The sequence below is a fragment of the Halomonas sp. BC04 genome, from assembly GCF_000568385.1.
The window spans coordinates 1-5168 of the sequence record NZ_AZQX01000409.1 but is presented as its reverse complement, the minus strand read 5'-3'; the positions used below and the strand labels follow the sequence as shown (position 1 = coordinate 5168).

General features: G+C 62.0%; 6 protein-coding genes. All 6 read left to right on the top strand.

All coding sequences use genetic code 11. The features are described 5' to 3' along the window. A partial coding sequence (locus Q427_RS27140) for an OsmC family protein (protein ID WP_043518664.1) occupies nucleotides 1–444 on the top strand: 444 nt, incomplete at its 5' end. A 26-nt stretch (nucleotides 445–470) separates the two neighbouring features. After that, nucleotides 471–1271 (top strand): enoyl-CoA hydratase, encoded by an 801-nt coding sequence (locus Q427_RS27135; protein WP_043518663.1) that lies wholly within the window; start codon nucleotides 471–473, stop codon nucleotides 1269–1271. Between the two features lie 159 nt (nucleotides 1272–1430). Beyond that, entirely contained in the window at nucleotides 1431–2345 is a 915-nt protein-coding gene (locus Q427_RS37245) for an AMP-binding protein (RefSeq protein WP_442905595.1), read from the top strand. Nucleotides 2346–2371: 26 nt separating this feature from the next. Further along, the gene (locus Q427_RS37240) at nucleotides 2372–3070 is read left to right on the top strand and encodes an AMP-binding enzyme (protein ID WP_442905594.1); all 699 of its coding nucleotides are present in this window, start codon (nucleotides 2372–2374) and stop codon (nucleotides 3068–3070) included. 70 nt (nucleotides 3071–3140) lie between these two features. Beyond that, complete coding sequence (locus tag Q427_RS27125) at nucleotides 3141–4859, top strand: NADH-ubiquinone oxidoreductase-F iron-sulfur binding region domain-containing protein (RefSeq protein ID WP_043518662.1); 1719 nt, start codon at nucleotides 3141–3143, stop codon at nucleotides 4857–4859. A gap of 4 nt (nucleotides 4860–4863) precedes the next feature. After that, the coding region (locus tag Q427_RS27120) for a 2Fe-2S iron-sulfur cluster-binding protein (RefSeq protein WP_043518660.1) at nucleotides 4864–5168 on the top strand (305 nt) is incomplete at its 3' end.

The following is a 5168-nucleotide window of genomic DNA, read 5'->3' as shown; positions in this document are numbered from 1 at the left end:
GCCCATGAGGCAGCCATCAGTTGGCAGAGCGCTCCCCACGCAACCGATGCAAACACATACTCGCGAAATCACTGCGTTACGTTGAATGGTGGTCAAAAAGTTAATGTTTCCGCGTCGGTCGAATTCAAGGGCGATTCAAGCTGCGCAGACCCGGAACAGATGCTGATCAGCTCGGTGTCCAGCTGCCATATGCTGTTCTTTCTGGCCATCGCCGATTTTCAGGGTTATCAGGTCGAATCCTATGAAGATAACCCTGTCGGCTATCTGGAGAGCAATGACAAGAAAGGAATGGAGATAACGCGTATTGAGCTGTCGCCGCGCATCACCTTCGGAGGCGAAAAAGTCCCGGATCATAAGGCGATATCCAGAATTCACGCCAACGCCCATAAAAACTGCTTTATCCGAAACTCGATCACCGCCGAGGTGACGATCAATCATCTTTAGCCAGCCATCTCTGGCGGGAGTCATTTATGAACCAAAGTCACTCTTCGGAAAATGTTCTTCTCAGAGAGGATATGGACGGTGCGGTCTACCTCACGTTGAATCGACCGGATAAATTCAACACCCTTTCTGAAGCGATGCTGACGGCGTTGCAGCGGGAGTTGGAAGCAATCGCTGCCGACCCTGCAGTCCGCTGTGTGGTAATCGGTGGCAACGGCCGGGGATTTTGCGCCGGCCACGACCTGAAGGAAATGCGGGCGAATCCCGACCATGCCTATTATCAGACGCTGTTCCGCAATTGCAGCAAGCTGATGCAGAGCGTCGTTTCACTGCCGGTGCCCGTGATCGCAAAAGTCCACGGCATGGCCACGGCGGCAGGGTGCCAACTTGTGGCCAGTTGCGACCTGGCCATCGCCGCTCAGTCGGCCAGCTTTGCGGTGTCGGGCATCAATGTGGGGCTATTCTGTTCGACTCCTGCCGTAGCACTGTCCCGAAACATTCCTTCCAAGCGGGCGTTCGACATGCTGGTGTCCGGCGAATTCATCGATGCGGATACTGCATTGGAGTGGGGGCTGTTGAGTGGCGTCACCGCTGATTACGACCTGGATGCTGCCGTGGCCAATAAGGTGGAACAGATTCTGAGAAAGAGTCCGGCGGCAGTGCGATTCGGGAAATCCATGTTCCAGCCCCAGCGCCAGATGTCATTGGCCGACGCCTACGACTTTGCCGGCAATGTGATGGCTGAAAACATGATGAGTCCTGACGCAAGCGAAGGGATCGATGCCTTTCTTGCCAAGCGTAAACCCACCTGGGAGCAGCCAGGCCGCTAGCGGCACTGTGCGCATCAGATACCAGGTAAGCCGCGGATTATATGGCCGAATCTCCGGCGATCAGTGTGGTGACTCTGAACAGCTAATGGGACGGTGCCATCATCGTGCCAGTTGAATGGCCGGGTTTTTACCCGTCAAGAAAATAACAGGAATAAGACCATGAGTGATATATGCCATGTCAATGAGGCGCTCGACAAAAACGACGCAAACTATGTTCCGCTGTCACCCCTGAGCTTTATCAAACGGGCTGCCACTGTTTACGCCGACAGAACGGCGATGATCTACAACGATAGGCGTTACAGCTGGCAACAGACCTATTCCCGTTGTTGCAGGCTGGCGTCCCTGTTGAAGCATGTTGGTATCACCAGGGGGGATACGGTGGCCGTCATGCTGCCGAATGTCCCGGCCATGTACGAAGCCCACTTCGGCGTGCCCATGGTGGGTGCGGTGTTGAATGCGATCAACATCCGCCTTGATCCCGAGGCAGTGGCCTTTATTCTCGACCATAGCCGCTCGCGCCTGCTGTTGGTTGATCCCGAGTACATTGACGTGGTCGAAAAGGCCCTGGCCCGGCTGGAAGGGCCGGCGCCGAAGGTGATCAACGTGTCTGACCCGAGCCAGGGTGTAGAGCGCTTCATCGGCGAACTGGAGTACGAGGCGCTGCTGGCCGAGCAGCCGGAGTTGGACGACTGGCAATTACCTACCGACGAGTGGGATGCGATTGCGCTGGGTTACACGTCGGGTACCACCGGCAACCCCAAGGGGGTCGTCACCCACCATCGCGGCGCCTACCTGAACGCGACCAGCAACGTCCTGGCCTGGACCCTGCCTCCCTCAGTGGTCTACCTGTGGACCCTGCCGATGTTTCATTGCAACGGCTGGTGCTTCCCATGGACATTGGCGGCAATCGGCGGTACCAGCGTCTGCCTGCGGCGCGTGGACCCCGAGCAAATCCTCAAGCTGATCAGGCAGCACAAGGTCAGCCATTACTGCGGTGCACCCATCGTCCACGCCATGATCGCCGACGCTCTTGATGCTGAGCAGGCGTCGATCGAGCACAAGGTCTCGGGCTGATCGCCGGCGCGGCGCCGCCTGCGTCCGTGTTCCAGCGGATGGAGACGCTGGGTTTCGAACTCACTCACGTCTACGGGCTGACGGAAACCTACGGCCCCGCTTCGATCTGCGTCAAACAGGATGGGTGGGATCAGCTCTCCCTGGATGAGCGGGTCCGGCTCAATGGACGCCAGGGCGTGACCTATCCACTGCAAGACAGCATCGCGGTGCTCGACTCGGTGACGATGGAACCCGTCCCCGCCGATGGCCAGACGATCGGTGAGATCATGTTCCGAGGCAATATCGTCATGAAGGGCTACCTGCGAAACGAAGCCGCTACCAGGGAAGCCTTTACTGGCGGTTGGTTTCACTCCGGTGACCTGGCTGTGATGGATCCGGATGGCTACATAAAGATTCGCGACCGGCTGAAGGATGTGATTATCTCGGGCGGGGAAAACATCTCCTCGCTGGAAGTTGAGGAGATCATTCTGCGTCACGCCGACGTCCAATACGCGGCGGTGGTGGCGATGGCGGATGCCAAGTGGGGCGAAGTCCCCGCCGCCTTCGTCCAGCTGCGTCCCGGCAGCGAGCTGAGCGAAGGGGAGTTGATCAGCTTCTGTAAGGAGAATATCAGCCGCTTCAAGGTTCCCAAGAAGGTCGTCTTTGGCCCGCTGCCAACTTCCTCGACGGGGAAAATCCAGAAGTTCCAACTGCGCAAGCAGCTCGAGACCGGCCCGGTAGCTTGAGCTGGTCAAGAGCCGGTGTGAATACACAAGGTAGGGAAGCGCCAACCAACAACAAACAACGAGCCCGCACATGACCGTCCAGACCGTGACCCCCAAGCGCCGTTTTCGTGGCAAGCCACGCGGCCGTTCACTCGACACCGATGAGCTTGCGGCCCTGCGCCAGCTCATCGGCGATGAGCGAGACCGCCCCGAGCTGCGCCGGCGCGACCTGTTGATCGAGCATTGTCATGCGATTCAGGATAGCCGCGGGCATCTACCCCTGGCGACGCTTCGCGCCTTGGCCACCTACATGAACCTGCCCATGGCCGCGATCTACGAGACAGCGACCTTCTATGCCCACTTCGATGTGATCCACGACGACCAGGCGCCGCCACCGGCGGTGACCGTGCGCGTCTGCGATTCGCTCTCCTGCCAGCTGGCCGGCGCCTCGAGCCTCAAGGCGTCGCTGGAGGCGGGACTCGATCCGGCCCAGGTGCGGGTGCTGCGGGCGCCCTGCATGGGGCGCTGCGAAACCGCGCCGGTGGTGGAGGTGGGCCATCGCCATCTGGGGCATGCCACTGCCGAAAGCGTGACGGCGGCCCTGGAGGCGGGCGAGCTGCATCCCGACCCCATCGACTGGCCCGGCCTGGCCGACTACCGGGCCGTTGGTGGCTATACGCTACTGGCAGGCTGTCGTGAAGGACGCGTCACGGTGGAAACCCTGATGCAGGAGATGGAGGCGGCGGGGCTGCGCGGCCTGGGCGGCGCCGGCTTCCCCACCTTCAAGAAGTGGCACTTCGTGCGGCAGGAGCCGGGGCCTCGCTACTGCGCCATCAATGCCGACGAGGGCGAGCCGGGCACCTTCAAGGATCGCTACTATCTGGAGCGCTCGCCGCACGGCTTCCTCGAGGGGGCGCTGGTCAGCGCCTGGGCGGTGGAGGCATGCGCACTCTATATCTACCTGCGCGACGAGTACCCCGGCCTGCACCGGGTGCTGCGCGAGGCGATCGCCGAGCTGGAGGCGGCCGGCCTGGTACCGCCGGGCTATATCGTGTTGCGTCGTGGCGCCGGGGCCTATATCTGCGGCGAGGAGTCGGCGATGATCGAGTCGCTGGAGGGCAAGCCCGGCAAGCCGCGCCATCGTCCGCCCTTCGTCGCCCAGAAGGGGCTCTTCGATCGGCCGACCCTGGTCAACAACGTGGAAACGGTCTACTGGATTCCGCTGATTCACAAGGGTGGCGCCGAGTGGTTCGCCAACCAGGGGCGGCACGGGCGCAAGGGCCTGCGCAGCTTCTCGCTCTCCGGTCGGGTCCGCTATCCCGGCGTGCACCTGGCGCCGGCGGGCATCACCCTGCGCGAGCTGGTCGATGAGTACGGTGGCGGCATGGCCGAAGGGCACCGGCTGGCGGGTTACCTGCCCGGTGGCGCCTCCGGCGGCATACTCCCGGCCAGCAAGGCGAACATTCCGCTGGACTTCGACACCCTGCAGGAGCACGACTGCTTCATCGGCTCCGCTGCCGTCATCGTGCTCTCCGACCGGGATGACCTGAGGGCGGTGGCCACCAACCTGTTGGCTTTCTTCGCCGACGAATCCTGCGGCCAGTGCACGCCGTGCCGGGTCGGCAGCGAGAAGATGCTGGCTCTGCTGGAGCGGGAAGCGTGGGATGCCGCGGCGCTCATGCGCCTGTCGCAGGTGATGATGGACGCCTCGATCTGCGGCCTGGGGCAGGCGGCACCCAACCCGGTGCTCGGGCTGCTCAAGGATTTTCGCAACGAATTGGCCGATCAGAACGTGATCGTCAGGGGATGACACCATGAATCCGGAAACCTTTACCCTGACCCTGGATGGGCTTGACGTCAGCGCCACGCCGGGGGAAACCCTGTGGCAGGTCGCCAAGCGCGCCGGCGAGACCATTCCCCATCTCTGCTTCAAGGATGCGCCGGGCTATCGCAGCGACGGCAACTGCCGTGCCTGCATGGTCGAGATCGAGGGCGAGCGCGTGCTGGCGGCAAGCTGCCTGCGCCAGGCGACCCCGGCCTGGTGGTCAAGAGCGCCACGTCCGGCCGTGCCCGGGTCTCCCGCGAGGGKGTCATGGAGATGCTCGCCGTCGACCAGCCC